13 protein-coding genes and 1 tRNA gene are annotated in these 20921 nt (G+C 72.8%); 7 read left to right on the top strand and 7 right to left on the bottom strand.

Annotated features, from left to right (window positions below; genetic code table 11):
• The first annotated feature begins 11 nt into the window (after positions 1 to 11).
• Positions 12 to 84 (top strand) — tRNA-Thr (locus ER308_RS16345).
• A 64-nt stretch (positions 85 to 148) separates the two neighbouring features.
• On the opposite strand, the gene ER308_RS16340 is transcribed toward ER308_RS16345, so the two are convergent.
• Positions 149 to 1243: an iron-containing alcohol dehydrogenase gene (locus tag ER308_RS16340; protein WP_131155982.1), complete on the bottom strand. Its 1095-nt coding sequence runs from the start codon at positions 1241 to 1243 to the stop codon at positions 149 to 151.
• 72 nt (positions 1244 to 1315) lie between these two features.
• On the opposite strand from ER308_RS16340, the gene ER308_RS16335 reads away from it, so the two are divergent.
• Positions 1316 to 1789, top strand: a complete 474-nt coding sequence (locus ER308_RS16335) for a YbaK/EbsC family protein (protein WP_131155981.1) — start codon at positions 1316 to 1318, stop codon at positions 1787 to 1789.
• A gap of 30 nt (positions 1790 to 1819) precedes the next feature.
• Here the strand turns inward: ER308_RS16335 and ER308_RS16330 are convergent, their stop codons facing one another.
• Both ER308_RS16330 and ER308_RS16325 read right to left on the bottom strand, forming a co-directional pair.
• Positions 1820 to 2395, bottom strand: coding sequence for a hypothetical protein (locus ER308_RS16330; protein ID WP_131155980.1), 576 nt, complete (start codon positions 2393 to 2395; stop codon positions 1820 to 1822).
• A complete protein-coding gene (locus ER308_RS16325; RefSeq protein ID WP_165492177.1) occupies positions 2392 to 5409 on the bottom strand; it encodes an efflux RND transporter permease subunit in 3018 nt (1005 codons plus the stop codon). The genes ER308_RS16330 and ER308_RS16325 overlap by 4 nt, the downstream gene beginning before the upstream one ends.
• 580 nt (positions 5410 to 5989) lie before the next feature.
• On the opposite strand from ER308_RS16325, the gene ER308_RS16320 reads away from it, so the two are divergent.
• Positions 5990 to 6253: a hypothetical protein gene (locus ER308_RS16320; protein WP_131155978.1), complete on the top strand. Its 264-nt coding sequence runs from the start codon at positions 5990 to 5992 to the stop codon at positions 6251 to 6253.
• Here ER308_RS16320 and ER308_RS16315 read toward each other — a convergent pair.
• Positions 6250 to 6696, bottom strand: coding sequence for a LysM peptidoglycan-binding domain-containing protein (locus ER308_RS16315; protein WP_165492176.1), 447 nt, complete (start codon positions 6694 to 6696; stop codon positions 6250 to 6252). The two genes, ER308_RS16320 and ER308_RS16315, sit on opposite strands and share 4 nt — an antisense overlap.
• Positions 6697 to 7040: 344 nt before the next feature.
• Here ER308_RS16315 and ER308_RS16310 point away from each other — a divergent pair, with 344 nt between their 5' ends.
• The 3 genes from ER308_RS16310 to ER308_RS16300 all read left to right on the top strand — a co-directional run bounded on the left by ER308_RS16310 (position 7041) and on the right by ER308_RS16300 (position 13524).
• Positions 7041 to 8633, top strand: a complete 1593-nt coding sequence (locus ER308_RS16310; protein ID WP_131155976.1) for an alpha-amylase family glycosyl hydrolase — start codon at positions 7041 to 7043, stop codon at positions 8631 to 8633.
• Positions 8634 to 8714: 81 nt separating this feature from the next.
• Positions 8715 to 10640, top strand: a complete 1926-nt coding sequence (locus ER308_RS16305) for a putative bifunctional diguanylate cyclase/phosphodiesterase (RefSeq protein ID WP_131155975.1) — start codon at positions 8715 to 8717, stop codon at positions 10638 to 10640.
• 685 nt (positions 10641 to 11325) lie between these two features.
• Positions 11326 to 13524: an Rv1355c family protein gene (locus tag ER308_RS16300; protein WP_131157061.1), complete on the top strand. Its 2199-nt coding sequence runs from the start codon at positions 11326 to 11328 to the stop codon at positions 13522 to 13524.
• A 36-nt stretch (positions 13525 to 13560) separates the two neighbouring features.
• Here the strand turns inward: ER308_RS16300 and ER308_RS16295 are convergent, their stop codons facing one another.
• Complete coding sequence (locus ER308_RS16295) at positions 13561 to 14979, bottom strand: helix-turn-helix domain-containing protein (protein WP_240732113.1); 1419 nt, start codon at positions 14977 to 14979, stop codon at positions 13561 to 13563.
• Positions 14980 to 15189: 210 nt separating this feature from the next.
• Here ER308_RS16295 and aceA point away from each other — a divergent pair, with 210 nt between their 5' ends.
• The gene (gene aceA / locus ER308_RS16290; RefSeq protein WP_131155973.1) at positions 15190 to 16479 is read left to right on the top strand and encodes an isocitrate lyase; all 1290 of its coding nucleotides are present in this window, start codon (positions 15190 to 15192) and stop codon (positions 16477 to 16479) included.
• Between the two features lie 136 nt (positions 16480 to 16615).
• Here aceA and ER308_RS16285 read toward each other — a convergent pair whose 3' ends face one another.
• Both ER308_RS16285 and ER308_RS16280 read right to left on the bottom strand, forming a co-directional pair.
• Positions 16616 to 17596, bottom strand: a complete 981-nt coding sequence (locus ER308_RS16285; protein WP_131155972.1) for an aldo/keto reductase — start codon at positions 17594 to 17596, stop codon at positions 16616 to 16618.
• A 94-nt stretch (positions 17597 to 17690) separates the two neighbouring features.
• Positions 17691 to 20807, bottom strand: a complete 3117-nt coding sequence (locus ER308_RS16280) for an AfsR/SARP family transcriptional regulator (RefSeq protein ID WP_131155971.1) — start codon at positions 20805 to 20807, stop codon at positions 17691 to 17693.
• Positions 20808 to 20921: the final 114 nt, after the last annotated feature.

Raw genomic sequence — 20921 nt, 5'->3', positions numbered from 1 at the left:
TCCCGATCAACGCCGGGATAGCTCAGCTGGCAGAGCAGCCGCCTTGTAAGCGGCAGGTCAGGGGTTCGAGTCCCCTTCCCGGCTCTCGCCGTAGCCGGCGCCGGCGCCGGCGAGCGACTCCAGGCGCAGCGGCCGGGACGGGACGAGGTCAGGCGAGCCCGTACGCGGACTCGAGCAGCTCGCGAACGCCTGACTCCGTCACCGGGCGGGGTGAGGCAGGGGCGGCCTCCACCACGTGGGCGACGACCTCCTCGATGCGCTCGACTCCCGGGCCCGCGACCTCGCGCAGCGACGTGGGCGCTGCGAGCGCGCGCGAGAGGGCGAACACGCCCGCGGCGGGCTCGGCCGCGAGCACCCCGACGAGCGGGGCAGTGACCGCGTCGGCGTAACCCTCCTGCCATGCGAGGACGTGGGGCAGGAGCGCAGCGTGGGTCGCCGCGTGATCGCCGCCCATCCCGCCGAGCACGTGGCAGGCCTTGTGGTGGATCCCCATCGTCGCGTTCGCGAGGCAGGCTCCGGCGAGGAGCGCCCCGCGCAGCGCGACGGCCTGTCCCTCGCGGTCCGTGGGATCGGCCACGCAGCGCGGCAGGGCTCCGGCCAGCGAGCGTGCGCTGTCGAGGCTCGCGTCTCGCACCGCCGCCGTGCGATCCGGCGCCCAGAGCGCCTCGACCGCGTGCGCGAGGGCGTTGAGCCCGCTGGTCGCGATCTGCCCCGGGTCCAGGGTGGTGAGCAGCCCGGGGTCGGCGAGCACGACCGCCGGGAGCACCCGCCAGTCCCGGCCGGTCGTCTTGCGATCACCGTCCGTCTCGCCCCAGACCGGCGTCATCTCGCTACCCGCATAGGTGGTCGGTACCGCGAACAGGGCGACGTCGCGATCGCGCGCGAGCACCTTGCCGAGTCCCGTCGCGGATCCGCCACCAACGGTCACGACGGCGTCCGCTCCCGACTCGTCGAACACGGCGATCGCCTCCGACGCCCGCCGCCTCGGTACGTGGGGCGCCACGTCGGCGATCCGGGCCACCTCGCGATCGCCCAGAGCCTCGCGAACGATGGTGCTGCCGGGGTGGTCGCGTCCGGCGACGAGCAGCGCGCGGGTGCGGCCGAGCGCATCCAGCTCCTCCCCCACGCGCGCCAGCGCGCCGCCACCCACGAGGACACGAGGGGTCCGCAGGCCCCGGGGAGGGTCGAGGGCTTCGACGGTCCCGTGGGAGCTGCCACCGCCGCCGGGTCGGGTCGAGGTCACCGAGTCCCCTTCCGTCGGCTCCGCGTGGCCGGCATCGAACGAACGCGTGTCCGCTCACCGTAGACTGCCCGCATGAGCGAACGGGATGCCCCCGCACGGGTGGTCGCTGCAGCGAGCGAGTTCGGGATCTCGGTGGAGGTCGTGACCTTCCCCGACGGCACCCGCACCGCGGCCGATGCCGCCGCGGCCATCGGCTGCGAGGTCGCGGCGATCTGCAAGAGCCTGGTGGTCACCACGGACGACGGCCCCGCGCTCGTGCTGTGCAGTGGTGCCAAACGGCTCGACGAGACCCTCGTCGGCCGGGCGCTGGACAGGAGCGGGGTGCGTATGGCGACCCCCGACGAAGCACGGAACGCCACGGGGTTCCCGATCGGTGGAACCCCGCCGTTCGGTCACGCCATCCCGCTGCCGGTGCTCGCCGACCGCGACCTGCTCGACCACGAGACCGTGTGGGCGGCGGCGGGCACGCCCCAGGCGGTCTTCCCGATCCCGCCCGGGGAGCTGTTGCGCGCGAGCGGCGCGCGAACGGCCGAGGTGGCCGCCTAGCTTCGACGCCCGCCCCATCGACGTGGGGGCTCAGCCTCGCGCGGGGGGTTCACCGTCCTCGGACTCCTCGCCGGGCAAGCGCGGCTCCGCGAGCCCGTCCGGAGGAGACCCCCCGTGCGCGCCGCGGGTCAGCGGCCACGGCTGCCGACGACGGGCACGGGCCAGCATCGCGAGGTCCACGACGGTCGCGACCAGGAACCCCCCGGCGAGGCCGGCTCCCGCCGACAGCGCGGCCACGAGCGGTGCCCCCGGCGCCGCGGCCACCGCCACGACACCCGCCACGAACGGCACGAGCCCGACCCGGCCGCCGGAGAGCAGCAGCACCGCGCCCGCGATGAGCAGCGGGACGGCAGCGGCGAGCGCGAGACCGACCGCTCCGGCGTCGTCGGGCGCGAGCGCGAGACCGACCGTGCTGACCACGCCACCCGCGATGACCGCGACCGCGCGATGGGCCGGCCCACCCGCCGGATCCGTGGGTTCGGCCGGCCGGAACGCCGCCACGAGCCCGAGCGGCACCGTCCACCACGGGCCCTCCAGCGCGCCGAGCGCCGCGGCGACGAGCGCCGCACCGGTCAGCGCGAGGCCACCCCGGGCGACCTCGCTCATGTCTGCCCACCCGCGGCCTCGGGCGCCTGTTGCGTGCGCGCCACGGGACCGGGCCGGACCGGTTCGGGCGGCGCGTCGAGCTCGGAGGTTCCGTCCCACGCGGCATCGGGCGGCGTCGTCCCCGCGGGTGCCGCCCCCCGACGGCGCCGGTCCCTCCAGCGGTGATAGCGGTCCCACAGCACCAGGCCGCTCGTCTCGGCCACGATCGCGGCGATCAGGGCGTAGAGGATCGTGATCGAGGTGACGATCCCGAACTGGCGGATCGGCTCGAGGTTCGACAGCCCGAGCACGCCGAACGCCGACGCGGTCGTCACCGCGGAACCGATCAGCGCGGCACCGGTGTTGCTCACGGTCTGGTGGATCGTCCCCGCGATGTCGGCACCGGCCCCGCGCTGCTCGAGGTAGCGGTTCGTGAGGTGGATGCCGTACGGCACCCCGATCCCGACCGCGATCGAGGCGACCGTCGCGGTGAGGGCGTTGAACGCGAGGCCCACGACCCGCATCGACCCCAAGATCAGCGGCACCGCGAGGATCGGCGGGATCATCGTCACCACCCCGAGCATCGGCCGGCGAGCGGTGGCGGCGTAGTAGACGACCAGCAGCACGAGGGCAGCACCGAGGCTGATCACGATCGCGCCGACCTGGGCGTTGGTCAGCTCGTCGAGCGTCTCGCTGATCAGCAACTGCTCGCTCGCCACGACTGCCTGCGCGCCCGTCGCGGTCAGGGGCTCCAGCTCGGCCCGGATCGTGGCCGCGAGAGCCTCCGCCTCCTCCTCGCCGGCCTGGCTCGAGACGATCAGCAGCCCCGCGCCACCGTCCTCGGTGAGGACCGAGTCGAGGTCGGCGCCGAGGAGCTCCCGCGTCAGGGCGTAGAGGCCCTCCACGTCCGCGTCGTCAGCCACACCGTCACCCGTCCAGCCGAGTTCGCCCATTCGACCGGCGGCGTCGAGCAGGTCCCGGGTGGAGTCGTCCAGCTCGTCGAGCGGGTAGCCGTGCGCCTCGAGCGTCGCCGTGTCGAGCTCCTCGGGATCGAGATCGGCGAGGGTCTCGAGGTGCTCGTCGCTCACGCCCTCGGGCCCCTCGTCCTCGAGCTGCTCGGCGAAGCCTGCCCGGAGCTCTCCCGCGAGCTCCGCCCCGGGGACGACCGACAGCAGCGCGTCCTCGGCGGTGACGCCGCTCGGCAGCCGGTCCTCCAGCGCGTCGAGGTCGACCTCGTCGAGCGGGACGTCCCCGCCCAGCTCGTCGCCGGTGAGCTCCTCCCCGTCCTCGAGCTCGTCCTCGAGCAGCGCGTCGGGAAGATCGTCGACGGTGAGATCGGTGGGCAGCGGCAGCTCCTCGGCCCCGGCCTCGGGATCGGCGAACAGTTGCAGTTGCGCGGACAGTTGCTGCTGGGCCGCGTCGATCTGCCGGTCGAGGTTCTCGAGCACCGAGAAGGGGCTGCGGACGTCCGCTGCGTCCCCGCGGGTGTTGACGTCGTCGACGGACGCGAGGTCCTCCTGGACCTGCTGCATCGCCTGCAGGACCCCTGGATCGCGAAGGTCCCCGTCCACGAGCACGAACGTCTCCTCCGAGACGTCGCCACCGAACAGGTCCTCCTGGCGGTCGAGCAGCTCGGCCGCGTCGGAGTCGCCGGGGATGAACTCGTCCTGGCTGAACGAGGTGTCGATGCCGACGGCGAACCATCCGGCGAGCGCGGCGAGGAGCGCGGCGGCCACGAGGGAGAGCACGGGCGCGCGTGCCGGCAGCTGCGCGACCGCGTCGACCGGCGAGCCGCTGGCGGGGGCCGCGGTCTGGCGCTCCGTGCCCGAAGGCGCGGCCGGAGCCGTGGCCTGCCGGTCGCGCCGGCGGTCGAGCAGGGTGCGGGTGCTCGGGACGAGCAGGCCCATCACGACGAACGCCGAGGCGATGCCGCCCGCGGCGAACGCGCCGAAGTCGGCGATGGGCGGCAACGGGGTCGCGAGGTTCGAGAGGAACCCGATCACGGTCGTGATGGTGGCCAGGAGCAGCGCCACCCCCACCGTCCGCACGGCGGTGGAGGCGGCGTCGGCGCCCGGTGCTCCGGCTCGTCGCTCCTCCTGGTAGCGCGCGTTCAGATGGACGCTGTAGTCGATCCCGAGCCCGATGAGCAGGACCGGGACCGCGATCGCGATCTGGTTGAACGGTCCGGTGAGCTCGAGGTAGCCGGGCCCGAGCAGCACCGCGATCCCCTGCATCCACAAGATCGTGAGGACCAGCCCGCCGACGCCGAGCACGACGTCGCTCGCACGCCGGAACAGGAACGACAGGATCACGATGATGAGCGCGAAGCTCACGCCCATGAGGATCGGGAGGTCGTCGAGCATCCCGTCCTCGATGTCCTCGGACAGGATCTCGAAGCTGAAGGCGTCGGCGGAGATCCACTCGAAGTCCGCGGCCTCGAGTGCGTCGACGAGCGCGAGCCCCGCCTCCCGCGCCTGCTGCTGCTCGAGCCCCGGCTCCAGCGAGATCGAGACCAGCCCCCCGCGCGCGGTCGCCCCGTCGCCGCGCTCGTCAAGGTCGTCGGAGAGCAGGCTGCCCATCTGGTCGCCCTGCCCCGAGTCGAGGACGTCGTCGACGATCGCGTCCACGAAGCTGTCGGTCAGTTCGTCGACGTCGAGGTCGTACACCTCGACCTGCCCGAGCAGCGGCGCGGCGTACGTCACGATGGCGGGCGACCGCTCGGTGTCCTCCTGCAGTGCCGCCTCGACCTCGGGCGTCTCCTCCACCACGTCGACGATTCGTTCGGCCGCCTGCAGACCGTCGGCGGTCAGGACGTTGCCGCCCGGCCCCGCGTCGACGATCACCTGGATCGAGCCGCCCCGGCCGCCGAAGTCCTCCTCGACCCGATCGAAGATGCGGGAGGTCTCGCTGTCGGCCGAGAACTCCGCGATGTCGGTCTCGACCTCCTGCTGGGTCCCCAGCGCCCCGAAGACGACGCTGCCGACGGCGACGACGAGGATCATCAGGCCCGGATGGCGGGAGACCCCTCGGGCCATGAGTGCCAGGATCCACCTCACGCAGCACCCCCGCGCGTTTCCCGACGGCGGCGCGAGGGCGCACGTTCCGACTGTGCGGACGCTGATCGCGGTCGCGAGCACAGGCGCGCCCGCGCATCGGAGCGCGACCGCCCGCGAAGATCGTGGTGGCGGCAAGCTGGCATGGTTCCACCACCGTACCGACCTAACTGGACACCGTGTCAAAACAGTGCCGATGGGACCCGTGCCCGCCCCCGACCCCGCGCGCCCTCGTCCCTCCGGCCCAGCGGTGCACCCGCAACGGGGAGCCGTCATCGGATGACTAGGCGACCGACTGCTCTGATGTGACCATCTCGGGGTGGTTCGGACCGACTACCCAGAAGGACCCTAACGAGGCATGGTCACGTCACAGTGTGTTGGGCATGCTTTCATCACTCCAGGTAATGGCGGGCTACCTGGGAACGGGGTGTCCCTGCCCAGGCGGGATGGGCAGGGACGCCCCGGACTCCTTCCCCGTGATTGGGCGCGTCCCGGCCTCCCATGGTCGTCGAGGCATCCAACGCACCCACGACGTACGACGCGGGAGCTCGGCTGCGCCCTCGTGGCCCTCGCCCTGTTGCTCGTGGGCGCGTGCACGCCCGCGGAGGATCCCAACGAAGACGTCACCAAGCGTGACGGCGCAGCGAGCGAGCCCTCCCCGAACGGAACCACCCCGCCCTCCGACGAGGCGGTCGACGTGTGCGCGGCCCCCGAACGGCTCGGGTCGTTCGACACCGAACGCGTCGCCTGGGACGCCGACGACCGCGGCTACACGACCGTCAGCGAGCGAATCGGCGACGTGTGGCAGGCGCGCTGCGGCGGTTAGCCCCCGTCGCCGTCGCCCTCGCCTTCATCGCCCTCATCGCCGTCATCGCCGTCATCGCCGTCATCGTCGGGTTCGGCGTCATCGTCGGGGTCGGGGGCGGGAATGACGAGCTCGGTGCCCTCGACGAGCAGGTCGGGATCGTCGATGTCGTTGGCCTCGACGATGGCGTCGGCCTCCACGTCGAACTCGTTGGCGATGGCGGACAACGTGTCACCGGACTGGACCTCGTAGGTCTCCTCCTCGGGTTCCTCCGCCTCGTCCTCGTCGTCGGGCTCGTCGTCCATGTCGAGCTCGTCCTCGCCGTCCTCGTCGGGCTCGGCGTCGATCTCGAGCTCGTCGCCCTCGTCATCGGCCTCGTCGACCGTCTCGTCGTCCTCACCGCACGCGACGAGGAGCGCCACGGCCGCGCTCACGAGCAACAGCCATCCAGTGCGTCGTGCCATGATTCCTCTCTCGCACGCGGTGGGCTCCGTCACCCCATGGAACCACATCCCGTCGCCGAAGGGGCGCAGGTCCGACGCGCGTTCACGACCCGGCGGGGGAGGTTCCGCGCCGGGATCCGGGCATCGCCGTGACCGCAGCTGGGCACATCCGTGCCCGAGACGAGACGCCGTACCCGCCACTCGGACCGATCGCCGGTGCGCCGCGGACGAGCCCACCGTCGGCGACAAGGAGCATCCGTGCGACACCGACCGACCGTCGCCCACCGCGCCGGGTGCGGGACCGACCTCGGCGCCGCGCTCGCCCCCGACGAGGTCCTCTCGCAGGACGTGTGCGCGGGGCCGCGATGATCACCGGCGCTGGCGAGCCAACGCCGAGTGGCCCACCGACCCCCTGGTGGCGCGAAGCCGTCGTCTACCAGATCTATCCCCGCTCGTTCTGCGACACCCGCGGCGACGGCGTCGGAGATCTCGACGGTGTGCGCCGGCACCTCGACCATCTCGCGTGGCTGGGCGTCGACGCCCTCTGGCTGTCCCCCATCTACCGGTCGCCGATGGCGGACTTCGGCTACGACGTCGCCGACCACACCGACGTCGACCCCCTGTTCGGTGACCTCGCGACGTTCGACTCGCTCCTCGCGGACGCACACGCCCGCGGTCTGCGGGTCCTGCTCGACTGGGTGCCCAACCACACCAGCGATCGTCACCCGTGGTTCGTGAGCGCCCGCGCGAGCCGCGACAGCCCCCACCGAGACTGGTACGTGTGGCGCGACGGGGCCCCCGACGGCGGTCCACCCAACGCGTGGGTCGCGACCTTCGACACCAGCCGTCCGGCCTGGACATGGGACGCGGCCACCGCGCAGTGGTACCTGCACCTGTTCCTTCCCCAGCAACCGGACCTGAACTGGAACCACCCCGCGGTCGAGGCCGCTCAACTCGACGGGCTGCGCTTCTGGCTCGATCGTGGGGTGGACGGCTTTCGGGCCGACGTCGTGCACCTCATCGGCAAGGATCCGGCACTCGCCGACGATCCCCGCGACAGCGCCGGTGAGCCTCGGGTGAGTTTCCACTACGAGCCGGAACGGCTCCACCCGCGACTCGAGCGAATCCGTGCGCTCCTCGACACCTACGGCGGGGATCGCACGATGGTCGGCGAGATCAACCTCCACGACTCCGGGGCGATCGCGGACTGCTGCGCCGGGGCCGAGCACGGCGAACGGCTGCCCCTCGCGTTCGATTTCTCCCTGCTGCGGGCACCGTGGGACGCGGGGGTCTGGCACGACGTGATCGCCACGAACCTCGCGGCGTACCCGCCGCGCGAGGCGTGGCCGACCTGGGTGCTGTCCAACCACGACGAACCGCGGCATCGGACACGGCTCGGATCGCTCGCCCGCGCCCGGGCTGCCGCGCTCGTGCTCCTGACACTGCGCGGCACCCCGTTCCTGTTCGCGGGCGAGGAGCTCGGCCTGGTCGACGCCGAGGTCGCGGCCGATCGGCGCCTCGACCCGGGCGGACGGGACGGTGCTCGGGCCCCTATCCCGTGGGACCCCGGCCCGGGGCACGGCTGGGCCGGCCAGCCCTGGCTGCCCTGGCCACCCGACGCTGCGGGGCACAGCGCCGCGGCCCAGCGCGAGGATCCGGCGTCGACCCTGCACCTCTACCGCGACCTCCTGGCCGTCCGACGGCGCAGTGACGCGCTGCGCAACGGCACGCTGGAACTCCACGACGCCCCTCGCGGGGTCCTGGGCCTCGAGCGCCACGGCGACGACGGGCGGTGGAGCGTGCTGGTGAACATGACCGAGACGCCACGCTCGGTGGAGACCACGGGCGACGCGACGGTCGTGATCGGCAGCGATCGGCGCGGTGAGGGGCACCCTTTCGGCGACTACCTCGAACCCTCACAGGGCGTTCTGCTGCACCACGAAGCATTCACCGGTTAAGTTCGGCGCGCAGGAGTCGAGAATCGCCACCGTGACCCCACATCAGCAGGGACAGGGCGCGAACCCGATGACCGGCACGACATGAGCCCCCGCAACGGCGCGACCGAGGTGCCCCACCCCGGGGGCCCCGCGACCCACGACCCCCCGGCCGACAGCCCCTCGGGGCTCGACGAATTGGTCGTCCGGGTCGCGAGCCGCTTGATGCCGGCCCGGCACGACACCGCCGGCACCGCCGTCGCGGACACGTTGCGGGTGTTGCAGGAGTACTTCGGTGTCGACACCGTCTTCCTGCGGCGCCACGACCACGAGCGTCGGATGTCGGTGCTCGTCGACGAGTGCCCGCGGCGGGAACCGGTACCCGAGCCCGACCCCCTGGGGGAGGTGCCGTTCGACAGCGACGCCGTCTGGCGGGCCACCGAGCACCTGGGCGAACCCTTCATCCAGCGCCCCCGGGACTCCCCCGCCTCCTATCAGGAGCGCGTCCGAGAGGCCTCCGGTGTCGAGGAGGTGTCCCTCGCGGTCGTCCCGCTCTGCGACGAGGAGCAGACCACCGGCGTCCTCGGATTCATCGCCTTCGGCGATCGCCCGTGGTCCGAGCGCGAGGTCGGGGCACTGCGGGCGATCGCCTCGCTGCTCGCGCAGATGCGGGCACGGACCGAGGCCGAGGAACAACTGCACGTCCTGGCCAGCTACGACGCATTGACGGGGCTGCCGAACCGGCGCCTCTTGTTCCCCGAGCTGCAGCGCCGGCAGGCCGCCCACCGAACGTCGCCCGCCGCCCTGCTGTTCATCGACCTCGACAACCACAAGGACGTCAACGACGTGCTCGGCCACCGGGCCGGGGACGAGGTGCTCGTCACCGTCGCGGAACGGCTGCAGGCCGCGTGCCGACCAGACGACTTCGTGGCGCGCTTCGGCGGGGACGAGTTCGTCGTGCTGCTCGACGGGTTCGCCGACGAGGAGAGCGCCCGCGAGGCCGCCACGCGACTCGTCCGCCTCGCCACCGCCGAGATCCGGGCCGCCGGCCAGCTGCTCCGCCGCACCGTGAGCGCGGGCGTGGCTCTGTCGGTCGGCACCGCCACCGCCGACGAGTTGCTCGCGGACGCCGACGCGGCGCTGCACCGAGCGAAGACCGACGGGCGCGACCAGGTCGTCGTGTTCGACGATGCGCTCCGCGCCGAGACGGTGGCCCGGCGCGACCTCCAGATCATGCTCCGACGTGCGATCGATCGGGACGAGCTGCGGCTGCACTACCAGCCGGAGATCGACCTGCACACCGGCGCGATCCTGGGCGTCGAGGCGCTCGTCCGCTGGCAGCACCCCCGCCACGGCCTGTTGCCCGCGGACGCCTTCATCGAGGTGGCCGAGAGCTCCGGCATGATCCTCGACATCGGCCGCTGGGTGATGGTCGAGGCGAGCCGGCAGGCCGCCGAGTGGCACGAGCGCATCCCCGGACTGGACGCCGTCGTGCGCGTCAACGTCTCACCGTTGCAGCTGCGCAACCGCGACCTGCTCCACACCCTCGCCCAGTGCCGGGCGCACGGGCCGCTGCGGGGCCGCCTGTCGCTCGAGCTGACCGAACACGCCGTGCTCCAGGACGTCGATCACGCGGTCTCGGTGATCAGGGAGGTGCGCAACCTGGGCGTGAGCGTGGCCCTCGACGACTTCGGGACCGGGCAGAGCTCGCTGAGCCAGCTGAAGCGCCTGCCCGTGGACTTCCTCAAGATCGACCGCAGCTTCGTCCGGGATCTCGGGACCGACCCGGCCGATCGCGCCGTCGTCGACGCGATGGCCGATCTGGCGCGCGCATTCGACCTGTCACTGATCGCGGAGGGCATCGAGACGCACCGACACATCGCGCAGCTGCTCGAGGTCGGCTGCCGACGCGGGCAGGGATTCCTGTTCTCGCACCCGCGTCCCGCCCACGACCTGGACCCGATGCTCGCGGACGGGGCGCTGCCCCTGCCGACGCGATCACGACGTACAGCCACTGCAGCGATACCTTGAGTTTACTCAACCCATTCTGTACCGTCATCGCAACCAATGCGAGAGGCGGGTAATGCGCAGAGTAGGGTTCGGTTCCTCGTTCGTTGACCGGCCCTCAGGGCTCGACATCGTCGGCCACCACCCCGCGGAGGCGCCCGAGCAGTGGCGCCGGTACCTGGACGGGGTGACCGCCCGGTACCGCGAGTTCGGCGTCGAGGACGTGGTGCGCCGCGAGGAGATCGCCGACGGTCGCACGACGCCCCTGTTCTGGACCGCGCACGACGGCGACCGGATCGTCGGCGGCATCCGTTGTCACGGCCCGCTGCTCGTCGCGGCGCAGGCGGTCGCGGTCGAGGAGCTGGAAACCCACCCCGACCTCCCGTCGTTGCAGGCCACGCTGGACGCGTGTGCGCCGGCCGGACTGCTCGAGTTCAAGGGGATGTGGGTCGAGCGGGACCATCCCCGACAACGCGCCGTGAGCGCCGCGCTCGCTCGGTGTCAGGCCCACTCGCTGCACTGGCTCGACGCCCGTTTCGCGGTCTGCACCGCAGCCGCGCACGCCGCGCCGTCCCTGGCCTCGTCCGGCGGTCGCCCCGATCCACGCATCGAGCCGTTCCGCTACCCCGACGAACGCTACGAGAGCCGGGTGTTCTGGTGGGACCGCGATCGGCTGCCGTTCGACGCCTCCCCCGACCAGCTCGAGCTCATGACGGGGGAGGCCGAGCAGTTGCAGCGGACCCCCGCGGGCACGCCACCGCCCGCGGCCCCCGTGGAGACGTGGCGCCCGCTCGTGCTCGTCGAGGGAGCCGACGGGGCGGACGACCGGCTCGCGGCGCTGCGAGCCGACCCGGGCGTGACCGTGACCGACCGGCTCGACCGTCAGCGCGAGGAGCTGCGGAAGCTGCGGCCGGCGTGTCCCCCCGAGCTGCTCGAGGAGCCGCCCCGGTGGGTCTACTACCCCTGGCGTCGAACCGCCGTGCGGCTGCTCGGTCCGCAAGGGTTCCGGCGCCTGCGCCTCGATCGCAACCGCAACAAGATCACCCTCGAGGAGCAGGAGCAGCTGCAGACGCGGTCGATCGGCGTGGTGGGCCTGTCGGTCGGCCACGCCATCGCCCACACCCTCGCCCTCGAGGGTCTCTGCGGGCACCTCGCCCTCGCGGACTTCGACCACCTCGAACTGTCCAACCTCAATCGCATCCCGGCAACGGTGCTCGACCTCGACATCCACAAGGCGGTGATCGCCGCCCGTCGAGTGGCCGAGCTCGACCCCTACCTCGACGTGAGCGTGTGGACCGAGGGGATCGGCACGGGGAACCTCGACGCCTTCTGCGAGGGGCTCGACATCCTGGTCGAGGAGTGCGACTCCCTCGACGTCAAGCTCATGGTTCGGGAGGCGGCACGCCGTCACCGCCTGCCGGTGCTGATGGAGACCAGCGACCGAGGGCTGCTCGACGTGGAGCGGTTCGACCTCGACCCGACCCGCCAGGTGTTCCACGGACTGCTCGACGGCGTCTCCGCCGAGCAGCTGCGCGGCCTGTCGACGCGCGCGAAGGCGCCCTACGCGCTGCGCCTCCTCGAGGCCGACGGTCTGTCCGCGCGGATGGCCGCCTCGATGGCCGAGATCGACGAGACCGTCACGACGTGGCCACAGCTCGGCGGGGACGTCACGCTCGGCGCCGCCACGATCGCGGCCGCCGTGCGGCGCACCGTCCGCGAGCCCGGCCTCGCGTCCGGCCGCCAGCGCATCGACCTCGACGAGGCCCTCGGGGGCATCGCCGAACCCGACCCACCGAAGCACCTGGTCGACGTGCGTGTCGAGCGCGAGCCGCTGCCCGACGATCCGCTCACCGCGCTCGCGCACGCCGCCCACCTCGCCCCGTCGGGGGGCAACGCCCAGCCGTGGCGTTTCGTGCTCGATGGTGAGCGACTTCGCCTCCACCGCGAGCCGCGCGCGAGCGTGACGATGGACGTGGCCCATCGCGGCAGCTACCTCGCCCTCGGCGCCGCGCTCGCCAACGCGCGGATCGCCGCCAGCGCCGCGGGCGTGCTCGGCGAGGCCCGGGTGCTTCCCGATCCCGGTGACCCGGACCTGGCCGCGACCCTCGAGTTGGGGCGGGGCACCGACCTCGACCTGGCCGGGCTCCACGACGCGATGCTCACGCGCCACACGAACCGCCAACCGGGGACGCCCACTGCGCTGGACCCGTCGGACCGCACGGCACTCGCCGAGGCCGCGGAGCGGGAGGGTTGCGGCCTGCGGCTGCTCGACGAGGCCGACACGATCACGCGCTGCGCGGAGTTGCTCGCCGAGTCCGATCGGCTGCGGTACCTCTCCCCCTGGTTGCACGCCGAGATGATGCGCGAGGTGCGCTGGCCCGGGCACGACGACCTCGCCCGGGGCATCGACGTCCGCACGCTCGAACTCGACGCGACGGAGCTCGCGAAGCTCGACGTCGCCCGGCGGGGCGACGTCATGCGCCACCTGGCCGACTGGGACGCCGGAACGGCCCTCGGTGAGGTCACCCGCGACCGGGTCGGGACGAGCTCGGCAGTGGCCGCCGTGACGATCCGCGGCGACGATCCCGCGAGCTACGTCCGCGGCGGCGCGGCGGTCGAGCGGGTATGGATCGCCGCGGAGCAGGCCGGGCTCGCGGTCCAGCCGGTCTCGCCGATCTTCCTGTACGCCACCAACGAGGACGAACGCGCCGAACTGGTGCCGGACCGCTTCCTCGACCCGCTCACAGCGGTCGCGCGACGGCTGCGGGCGCTGCTCGCGCTCGAGGAGGACGAGCAGTTCGCCCTGCTCCTGCGGCTGTCGCACGCTCCGGCGGCCACGACCCCGAGCGGGCGCCGACCGTTCTCCGAGGTCATCGAGCGCACCGGGGTGGTCGAGCTCGCGACGTGAGCTCGGGCGGGCCGGTCGCCTCGCAGGCTGACGCGGCTACTCAGCGGCCTCCGCGCGCTCGAGGAACGCGTACGCCTCGGCCAGGTCGACGCCCGGGAACGTCCCGGCGGGCAGCGCCGCGAGCACGTGGCTGTGCGGGCGGGGGCTCGGCCAGACCTTGCCGTCCCACTTCTGCACGAGCTGCGGATCCGGTTCGCGGCAGCACGGCCCCTCCGGGCAGCGCGAGCGTGACCGACGTCTCGTGTCGCGCCCACGGAAGTACTTCGCCTCGGCGAACCGGGCCCCCACGGTGATCGCATGGCTGGGTTCGCGGTCGCCCTCGAGGTAGGTCACGCACCAGTAGGTGCCGCTCGGCGTATCGGTGTACTGGTAGTGCAGGTCGAACTTCTCCTCGCTGGAGAACACCTGCCGGGTCGCCCACTGCGCGCAGAGGCGCTGCCCCTCGATCGCACCGTCGGGGTCGGCGGGGAACGGCACTCCGTTGTTCTCGTACGCCTTCCAGATCACCCCGTCGGCGTCGGAGCGGACGAAGTGCACCGGGATGTCGAGGTGCCGCGTCGCGAGGTTGGTGAAGCGGTGCGCGGCCATCTCGTAGCTGACGCCGAACAGTTCCTCGAGCTCGGCGACCGAGAGGTCGCGGGCCTCCTTCGCGGCCTGCAACCTCGCCACGGCGGCGTCCTCGGGCATCAGCACCGCGCCGGCGAAGTAGTTGGCCTCGACCCGTTGCCGCAGGAACTCGCCGAAGCGGCCGGGATCGGCATGGCCGAGCGCGAGATGGCCGAGCGTCTGTAGCACGACGGTGCGGGCGCTGCGACTGTCGAGCTCGTCGCGCTGCGGGATGTAGATGCGGCCGTTGCGCTGGTCGACCAGCGAGCGCACCGAGGCGGGCAGCTCCTGCACCGGGCGGACCGTGAAGCCGAAGTGGCGGGCCAGGTCGGCGAGCTTGCGTTGCGGCAACGGGCCGTCGCGGTGCCCCACCGCGTCGAGCGCGTCGCGGGCGAGGCCCTCGATCGCGGGGAAATAGTTGCCGCGGTCCCGCATCTCCTCCCGCAGGGCCGCGTTCGTCTTGCGAGCCTCCTCGGGGGTCTGGGCGCGCACGCCCCGCTGGCGCTTCAGCTCGGCGAACAGGCGGACGATGTGCTCCAGCGCCTCGTCGGGCAGCCGCGCGGAGGGCTGCAGGTCCGGGAGCCCGAGCTCGCGGAAGAGCGGGTCGGCCTGCGCGCGCCGCAGTGCGATCTCGAGCTCGGCGCGGCGGCTGGGCGGCGTCGGGTCCAGCAGGCCGGCGACATCGGTGCCGAGCGCCGACGCGATCCCGCCGAGGAGCGACAGCGTCGTCTCGCGCTTGCCGTTCTCGATCTGGGACAGGTACGGGGCCTGGCGGCCGACCAGCTCGCCGAGCCGGGCGAGGGTGAGGCCCTGCTCGACGCGCAGGTGGCGGATGCGCTGGCCGATCACCAACGGGTCGGCCTCAGCGGGGGCGGAAACTTCCTCGGTTACGCGAGACTCGGAAACTTCCGTCATTGTTTTCGCCTCGCTGGTTGGATTCGCGACTCAACCGAAAACAATCCTACTCCTTGTCGGGGCGGGCGCGACGCTCGGGCCTCCGAGCCACGCACGCGCCACCGCACCGACGACGACCGGCAGACACAGCGACAGGAGGACGACATGGGCACCCCCGACCGTCAGCGCATCGTCGAGCAGCTCGAGCAGGAGTGGGCCTCCCCCCGCTGGGCGGGCATCCGCCGCGACTACACCGCGGATGACGTGGTGCGGCTGCGCGGGTCGGTGGGCGTCGAGCACACGCTCGCGCGCCGTGGTGCGGAGCGGTTGTGGCGGCAGCTGCACGACCTCGACTACGTGCACTCGCTAGGCGCGGTGACCGGCAACCAGGCCGTGCAGATGGTCAAGGCCGGGCTGCAGGCCATCTACCTGTCCGGGTGGCAGGTGGCCGGCGACAACAACCTCGCCGACCAGACCTACCCCGACCAGTCCCTCTACCCCGCCAACTCCGCCCCCGCGCTCGTGCGCCGGCTCAACAACGCGCTCATGCGGGCCGACCAGATCGCCTGGGCCGAGGGCGACGGCTCCACGGACTGGATGGTGCCGATCGTCGCCGACGCCGAGGCCGGTTTCGGCGGGGCGCTCAACGCCTTCGAACTGATGAAGAGCTTCATCGAGGCCGGCGCCTCCGGGGTCCACTTCGAGGACCAACTCGCGAGCGAGAAGAAGTGCGGGCACATGGGCGGCAAGGTGCTGGTGCCGACCCAACAGCACGTGCGGACGCTGACCGCTGCCCGGCTGGCCGCCGACGTGATGGACGTGCCGACGCTCGTGGTCGCACGGACCGACGCGAACGCCGCCACGCTGCTGACCAGCGACGTCGACCCTCGCGATCACGCGTTCCTCACCGGTGAGCGCACCGCCGAGGGCTTCTTCAAGGTCCGCCCGGGGCTGGAGGCCGGCATCGCCCGGGGGCTGGCGTACGCGCCGTACGCGGACATGCTGTGGCTGGAGACGTCCTCACCCGACCTCGACGAGGCCGAGCGCTTTGCGGCCGCCATCCACGAGCGCTTTCCGGGCAAGAAGCTCGCCTACAACTGCTCGCCCTCGTTCAACTGGCGCGCGAACCTCGACGAGCCCACCATCGCGAAGTTCCAGAAGGAGCTTGGGCGCATGGGCTACGCCTTCCAGTTCATCACGCTGGCGGGTTTCCACGCGCTCAACGCGTCGATGTTCGAGCTCGCGAACGGCTACGCCGAGCGTGGCATGAGCGCCTACGTGGAGCTGCAGCAGCGCGAGTTCGCCATGGAGCCGCACGGCTACACCGCGACCAAGCACCAGCGCGAGGTCGGGGCCGGCTACTTCGACGAGGTCAGCCAGGTGATCTCGGGCGGCAGCTCCTCGACCCTGTCGCTCAAGGGCTCGACCGAGGAGCAGCAGTTTTCCCACGCGTGACGGAGGGGGTCGCCAGAGCGCCCGCTCCGATACGTGGTGCGGTTACCCGCGCCCGCGCGGGTAACCGCACCAGCCCTCTGCGCGGCGAGCGCACTCGGAGGCTCCGCTGTGCGGCGATCGCACGCGGAGCCCGTCCCTACCAGCGGTGGTGGACCTGCGGGGCGATCCGCTCCTCGTAGAGCCACCGCACCACGTCTTGGAACTCCTCGTCGAGGGCGGGCATGAGCGAGGCCGCGGCGTTGTCGCGGGCCTGCTCGGGGGTCTTCGCGCCCGGGATCGTGGTCGAGACGCCCTCGTGCATGAGGATCCAGCGGAGCGTGACCTGCGGGAGCGTGGCCCCCTCGGGCACCCGGTCGGCGAGCTGTGCGGCGGCCTGCACCCCCGTCTCGAAGTCGACCCCCGAGAACGTCTCCCCCACGTCGAAGGCGGCGCCTTCGACGTTGAACGTGCGGTGATCGTCCTCGGGGAAGGACGTCGCTTCCGTGAACTTGCCGGTGAGCAGGCCACTCGCGAGCGGCACACGGGCGATCACCCCGACGTCGCGCTCCTTCGCGCGTGCGAGGAACAGATCAGCGGGGCGCTGACGGAACGGGTTGAAGACGATCTGCACCGAGCCGAGATGGGGATACTCGACCGCCTTGAGGGCCTCCTCGACCCGTTCGACGCTGACGCCGTACGCGTTGATGACGCTCGCAGCGACCAGCTCGTCGAGCGCCTCGAACACCTCCGGGGTGTAGTAGACCTCCCAGGGAGGACAGTGCAGCTGCACGAGGTCGAGACGCTCCGTGCCCAGGTTCTCGCGCGAGCGGTCGATCCACTCGAAGAGGTTGTCCGGGGTGTACTCGCGCACGTCCAACGGTGCTCGGCGGCCCACCTTCGTCGCGATGACGATCTCCTCGTCACGCTCGGCCCGGAAGCGCGCGAGCAACCGCTCGCTGTGGCCGTCGCCGTAGACGTCCGCGGTGTCGAAGAACGTCACGCCGGCGTCAGCGGCTGCGTGCAACGCCTCGAGGCTCTGATCGTCGTCCACCGGGCCCCAGCTGCCGCCGATCGCCCAAGCGCCGAAGCCGATCTCGGACACCTTGTAGCCGGTCTTGCCCAAACGGCGGTAGCGCACGTCGCTGCTCCTTGCATCGCGGTCGCCTCACGGGCGTGGCGGTCAAGGTCCTACCCGCTGTGCGCGCGTCAACCCGGACCCGGGAGGATGCAACCTAACGGCCCGAGTCAGCGGCGCCGACGCCCATCGGCACAGGGAGCAAGGCAGCCGTCCGCTCCAGCGCGTCACGAACCGCGGACTCCACCGCCATGCACCGTCCCCGAGCGTACGCGGCATCGGCGGCCGAGGCGCCCAACCAGCGGCGCACCTCGGTCAGGGTGTGCGACTGCTCCGCGCGTTCCGTCGCCGTGAGGGGCAGCTCCACCGCGGTGTGCAACGTCGCCGCGGCGCCGAGCAGTTCGGCGGCGAGCTCGTGCGAGTCGGCGCGGGCGGCGATCGCCGCGAGCCCGTGCAGATCCTGCGGCAGACCAACGAAGTCGAGGCTCGACACGGTCAGCCGCAGACTGCGGACGAGGTTCTCCCGGTGCAGCCGCAGCGCCGTCTCGGGGTCGCCCTGACCGCGAGCGACCCGCGCGGCCCCCAGCCGGGCCAGGCACCCGCTCCACTCGTCGCCCCCGTCGCGATGCGCGCGCTCGGCCCGGGCGAACGCGGTCGCCGCGTCACCCAGCCGGCCTTCTCGCCAGGCGACGAGGCCGCGGGCCTCCTCGATCTCGGCGGCGACACCCGGGGCCTCGTCGGCCGCGAGCACGTCCGCGACACGGGCCAGCGTCGCCTCGGCCGCCGCCAGATGGTCCAACGGGGAGGTCACGTCGACGCCGCGCCCCTGCGACGCCGGCGCCGCGATCGGACCCCGCCCGACCCCCGATCCGGAGGACTCGGCCACCGCGACGGCCAGGCGGGCGGAGCCCGTGGCTTCCAGCGCGCCATCGCCGGCCCCGGCCGCCGTGTCGCGTGCCGCCGCGAGCCGCTCGGCGCTGCGCACGTGTTCGCCCCGGGCGCCCGCGATGCGCCCGGCGCCGAGGAGCAGCCGCGCGCGGACCCACGGCGGCGAGGACGGATCATCGAGCGCCGCCGCCAGCCACCGCTGCCCCTCGGCCACGTGCCCGAACTGCAGCCAGAACCGCCAGCAGCTGGCCGCCACCCGTGCCGCGGTGTCGTCGCCCTGCGGTCCGCCGCCGCGCGCGAGCACCGCACGCAGGTTGTCGTGCTCGACGTGCAGGCGGTTGAACCACGCAACCTGGTCGGCACCCGTCAGTGCGGGTGCCGCGCGCTCGGCCAGGCCGGCGAAGAACTCGGCGTGGCGAGCCTCGAGACGCGCGACGTCCGGATCGGCGGCGGCATCCGGTCCGCCGAGCCGGGCTCGCGCGTACGTGCGCACGGTGGCGAACAGATCGTGGCGGGCGGGACCGGCGGCCCGCACCGGCTGCACGAGCGACTTGTCGATCAACGCGGCGAGATGGTCGAGGACGTCGGCCTCATCGACGCCGTGCCCGGCGCAGACCGCCTCGACCGCGTCCAGCGTGAACCCTCCGGCGAACACCGACAAGCGGGCCAGGAGTCGCTGCTGCGGCCGCTCGAGCAGGTCGTGGCTCCAGTCGATCGCCGCCTCGAGCGTCCGGTGCCGAGGCGGCGCCGAGCGCCGGCCGTGGCGCAGCAGTCGGAAGCGGTCCCCCAATCGATCGGCCAACTCCTCCAGCGAGAGCACCCGCAGCCGCGCGGCCGCCAGCTCGAGGGCCAGGGGGATCCCGTCGAGCTCCCGGCAGACCCGCGCGACCGTGGCCGCACGCTCGTCGTCCATCTCGAACGAGGGGTCGGCCTCGCAGGCGCGGGCGACGAACAGTTGCGCCGCTTCGCTCTCGCGCAGGTCGTCCGCGTCACGCACCTCGCGGGGCGGCAGGGCCAGCGACGGCACCCGCGAGGTGCGTTCGCCCGTGATGTCGAGCGGCTCGCGGCTGGTGGCCAGCAGCGAGAGCGCGGGACAGGCGGCCAAGAGCTCCGAGGCCAACTCGGCGCAGGCGTCGACCAGATGCTCGCAGTTGTCGAGGACGAGCAACGTCGGGTGCGTCCCGAGTCGCCGTGCGATGCGGAGGGCCAGGTCGTCCGGCCCACCGTCCGGCACCCCGAACACCTCCGCCACGGCGCGGGTGACCAGGCGCGGCTCCACGTGGCTGCCGAGCTCGACGAGCCACACGCCCCCGGGGAACCTCGGGGCGAGGTCGCTCGCGACGCGCAGGGCGAGGCGGGTCTTGCCGCAGCCGCCCGCGCCGGTCAGCGTCACGAGCCGTTCGCTCGACAGCAGGGCGGCGAGCTCGCCGCGCTCCTCGCGACGGCCGACGAAGCCGCCGAGGGGCAGCGGCAGGTTCCCCAGCGGGCGGTCGGTGGCCGACGGCTCACCGGTGCGGCCGTCCCCCGCGGGCACCTCCCGGCTTGACCACCGCTCCTCCCACGGCGCGAGCGAGGTCGCCTCGTGGGGGTCCACGGGCCCCTCGGCCGCCGAGGGTGCGGCGAGCGTGGGGTCCTGTTCGAGCACGCGCTGCTGCAGCGCCCGCAGTTCCGTCCCCGGCTCGATGCCGAGGCCCTCGACGAGCGCCACACGCGCCTCGCTGTAGGCCGCGAGGGCATCGCCCTGCCGTCCCGCGGCCGCCAGCGCGCGGACCCGTTGCGCGTGCAGCGACTCGCGCAGCGGGTGTTCGCGGACCAGGGCCGCGAGCTCGCCGGCGAGCTCGGAATGGGCACCGAGCGCCAACTCCGCCTCGATCCGCTCCCCCAGCGCCGCGAGACGCAGGTCCTCGAGGCGCGCCACCTCGGCACCCAGCAGAGGCCCCATCCCGGCAGCGGATGCCTCCCCGGGCACGAGCTCCTCGACCACTCGCCCGTGCCACCGGGCCAAGCCGGCGCGGAACGCCGCCGCCGCGGCTGCCGGCTGGTGCTCGCGCGCGGCCCGGCGACCGCGCTCGACATCGGCCACGAACGCCGCCGCATCGACCGTGTCCGGACGCAGCTCGTAGCTGCTGCCGTGAGTGACCAGACGGTCGCCGACGCCGACCCGGGCGAACGCCGTCCGCAGTCGCGACAGGTAGCTCTGCAACGTGTCGACGGCGCTGCGCGGTGGGGCCTCGCCCCAGACCTCGTCGACCAGCCGCTCGATCGGCACGGTCCTGCCGGCACGCAGTGCGAGCACGGCCACGATCGTCTTCGGCCGGCGCCCGCCGAGCGCCACGGGGACGCCGTCGACGACGACGTCGACGGGTCCGAGCACACGGACCTCCACGTCGCCCCCTTGCCTACCGCCGCGGAGGCCATCGTAACCTGTCCGATCGGACCTCTGCAGGCGCGTTGCAGGCGTGTTGCAGGCCGTGTCCCGGATCCTCGGTCGCAAGGCCGT

Source organism: Egibacter rhizosphaerae (genome assembly GCF_004322855.1).
Classification (GTDB): Bacteria; Actinomycetota; Nitriliruptoria; order Euzebyales; family Egibacteraceae; genus Egibacter; species Egibacter rhizosphaerae.
Note: the sequence above shows the minus strand (reverse complement) of the source record. Positions and strands in the feature narration are given on the sequence as shown.